Raw genomic sequence first — 2,447 nt, forward strand, 5'->3', positions numbered from 1 at the left:
CACCTGAGCACCATCACGTCTCAACAGGCTTGACAGGTTCCGCAGCCGGGCATCGCGACGGATCGCCTCGAACAGCTCCACCCGGCTCACCCACCACCACCCCCGCCCCGAGGTCTTGGGACCCGACGGTGGCAGGCAGGGCTCAGATCACCGTCAAGACCACCCCGACACGCCGACAGGTGGGGCCAGCTAGCACTGACACTCCTCGCCGGTCACGCCGAGGTGGGGCCAAGTAGCTCTGACACACCGCTCAGGTGGGGCCAGGCAACGCTGACAGAGCCACCTCGCAGTGCCCGCTCGGGCGGGCCTCCCACAGCGCCGCCTCCACCCGCTCCTCTGGCGGACAGGGGCCCGTCCTGGCGTGGCAGGTGTCCACCACTCCAGGTGCGCCACGGCCGACGATCCCGTCCAGCCCGGGTCTTACCACCCAGGTCGAGCCGCAGGCGGGTGGCGCCCTGCGGATGCTCCTCGACAGATCGCCTCAGGGCCGGAAGACGGCGCGGATGCAGCCGTCCTCCTTGTCCCGGAACAACCGGTAGCCCTCGACCGACTCCTCGAGCGGCATGACGTGCGTCGCCAGGGGCGTCGGGTCGATCCTCCCGGCCAGGACGTGCTCGAACATCGCCGGGACGTGGACCTGCCCGTACTGCTGCGCCGAGCGGATGGTGAGGCCCTTGTTCGTCACGAGCGCCATGGGGAAGGAGTCGGTGAGGCCGTAGATGCCGAGCACCGCGACGGTCCCGCCCTTGCGGCAGGCGAGGAGGGCCTCCCGCAGCGCGGTGGCTCGGTCGGTGGAGGCTCGGACCGCCTGCTTGGCCCGGTCGACCACCTGCTGGACGCCCGTCCCGTGGCCCTCCATGCCCACGGCCTCGACGACGGCGTCGGGCCCCCGACCGCCCGTCATCTCCCGCAGGGCCTCCTGGACGCTGTCCACCTGGGTGTAGTCCAGGACCTCCGACCCCTGCGCCCGGGCGACGTCGAGCCGCTCGGGCAGCCGGTCGACGACGACCGTGCGCCCCGCGCCGAGGGCGCGCGCGCTCGCCGCGGCCATGAGGCCCACCCCGCCGGCGCCGAGGACGGCAACGGCGTCCCCCTCGGTGATGCCGCAGAAGACCGCGCCGGTGTAGCCGGTGGCCAGCGCGTCGGAGACGAAGAGCGCCTGCGTGTCCGTGACGCCGTCGGGGACACGGAAGCAGTTGACGTCGCCGAAGGGCACCCGCACGTACTGGGCGTGCGAGCCCTGGTAGCCGCCGAAGGGGTGCGTGTACCCGTAGATGCCGCCCCCAGGATGCCCGAGCACCGGCTGCTGCAGGGCCGCGTTCGGGTTCGTCGTGTCGCACAACGACGGCATGTCGTGCGAGCAGTACCAGCACTCCCCGCACGAGACGAAGGAGGGCACGGTGACGCGGTCGCCCACCGTCGTGCGCCGCACCGCGGACCCGACCTCGACGACCTCACCCATGAACTCGTGCCCGAGGACGTCGCCGGGGCGCATCCCCGGCAGGTAGCCGTCGACGAGGTGCAGGTCGGACCCGCACGTCACCGTGAGGCCGACCGCGAGCAGGACGTCGTGGGGGTTGAGCAGCGTCGGGTCGTCGACGGTCTCGACCGCCAGGTCGTGCACGCCGTTCCAGCAGAGGGCACGCATCGGTCAGCTCCTCGTCACGGTGGTGGGGGCCGGGCTCTGCGCGGCCGGGCTGGGCCGGGTGCACGGCGCCATGCCGGTCACCGCGCCCGGCCGCGGCCCGCAGGCTGCGGGGTCATGGTCGGGACCTCACCGGTCAGGAGCAGCGCCCGCGCCCGGTAGCCGAGCATCAGCGCCGCCGCGCCGGCGGCCAGACCGGGCACCGGCAGGTCGAGGCGCACGACCTGCTCGGTCCCCAGGCCCTGCGGCGCGTCGCGCAGGACGACGACGAGCTCGGCCGGGCGCTCGGAGCCCTCGTCGGGGTCCGCCCAGCGCAGGGTGCGGGGGACGCCGCCGTCCGCGAGGGCGGTGCGCCACTGCACGGGCTCGTCGGAGCCAGGCCGGACCAGCCGCCACGTCCAGCGGTCGCCGTGGGCGCCGGCGCCGCGGTCGACGACGACGGTGCCGACATCGCCCAGCACCTGGCGCACGGCCGCGGGGTCACGCCACAGGGCGGCGACCTCTTCCGGGGGACGGCCGACGGTGAGCGTCTGCTGCACGGGCGGGGAGCGGTGGCCGACCGCGGCCGCGGCCTTCTCGGCGACCCCCCGGACGGCGTCGACGAGGGACCGGGCGGCGCCGGGTGCTGAGGGCACGGAGAGCTCCTGAGGGACTGGACCGCCGCAGCGGCCGGTGTGGGACGTCGGCAGCGCCCGGGACGCACCCGGTGCGCGGGCAGGGACGGTCAGGCCGCGGCACCGAGGAGGTCCCGGACGACGTGCCCGTCGTGCAGCGACGAGCGCCCGGCCTCCCAGCTGGCGAG

The 2,447-nt window shown here is 74.5% G+C and carries 2 protein-coding genes; both read right to left on the reverse strand.

The window, feature by feature from the left end; genetic code table 11:
* Positions 1–481 precede the first annotated feature (481 nt).
* Complete coding sequence (locus tag WDZ17_RS17200; RefSeq protein ID WP_339576402.1) at positions 482–1,648, reverse strand: zinc-dependent alcohol dehydrogenase; 1,167 nt, start codon at positions 1,646–1,648, stop codon at positions 482–484.
* A 77-nt stretch (positions 1,649–1,725) separates the two neighbouring features.
* Positions 1,726–2,280 (reverse strand): hypothetical protein, encoded by a 555-nt coding sequence (locus tag WDZ17_RS17205; RefSeq protein WP_339576403.1) that lies wholly within the window; start codon positions 2,278–2,280, stop codon positions 1,726–1,728.
* Between the last annotated feature and the right edge of the window lie 167 nt (positions 2,281–2,447).

Source organism: Pseudokineococcus basanitobsidens (assembly GCF_037482545.1).
Lineage (GTDB): Bacteria > Actinomycetota > Actinomycetes > Actinomycetales > Quadrisphaeraceae > Pseudokineococcus > Pseudokineococcus basanitobsidens.

Coding starts and splice junctions, on each gene's coding strand:
- WDZ17_RS17200 (WP_339576402.1), bottom strand. CDS start 1,648: ATGCGTGCCCTCTGCTGGAACGGCGTGCACGACCTGGCGGTCGAGACC.